1 protein-coding gene is annotated in these 851 nt (G+C 70.6%); it reads right to left on the minus strand.

Annotated elements, in window-relative coordinates; translation table 11 throughout:
• Nucleotides 1-851, minus strand: an 851-nt coding sequence (locus FV222_RS27770; protein WP_147816380.1) for a transporter, incomplete at its 5' end; no start/stop codon positions are given.

Consider the following 851-nt stretch of genomic DNA (forward strand, 5'->3'; position numbering starts at 1 on the left):
TCAGTACTTGCGGACGAGGGGGGTCGGCGCGGGGGCCGGGGCTGCGACCGAGTAGAGCGGCGCGATCAGGCGGATGAAGCCGTCGGTGGAGTAGTTGTCGCGGGTGCGGCCGTCGAAGGTGGCGTAGGTGGCCGAGGTGACGACGTCGCGGGCGACCATCAGCTGGGCGGTGAAGACGCCGAAGTCGTAGCCGATGAGGCCGCCGAGGGCGAAGCGGCCGCCGCGGCCGACGATGGCCGAGTTGCGGCCGACGTTGACGGTGCCGTAGCCGACGGCGCCGATCTCGAACTTGCCGAACTTCTTCGTGGCGGTGAGGTCGAGGTTGAGGGCGTCGGAGATCACCTGCGGGCCGAGGAAGGCGCCGACGCGACCGTCGAAGCGGCCGGGCGAGTCGTAGAAGTTGCCGGTGAGGTTGGCGGTGAGGTTGTAGCCGTCTCCGGTGTAGCTGACGGCGAGGCCGGCGCGGTAGGTGTTGGAGGCGAGCTGCGGCAGGACGGGGGTGACGCCACCGAGCGAACCGCGGTCGCCGTTGAGGTCGTTCAGGTAGGCGCCGCCCAGCACGCTGACGCCGACGTTGCCGCCGAGGTCGAACGCCCAGATGCCGCCGACGAAGGTGCCGACGTTGATCGAGATGTCTTGGTTGGGGACGCCCGCCCGGTTGCGGGTGAAGGCGAACACGGTCGGGGGGGCGACGAGCAGCTCGACGCGGCCGCCGAACGGCACCAGCGGGGTCGACCAGACCAGGACCGGGATGTTGATCGCGGTGTCGGCGCCGAAGGTGGCGTCGGGCCGGCGGTAGATGAAGGTGTTGATCGCGTAGACGCCCTCGGGCAGCGGCGCGCCGGTGGCCA

The sequence above is a fragment of the Methylobacterium sp. WL103 genome, assembly GCF_008039885.1.
Taxonomy (GTDB): domain Bacteria; phylum Pseudomonadota; class Alphaproteobacteria; order Rhizobiales; family Beijerinckiaceae; genus Methylobacterium; species Methylobacterium cerastii.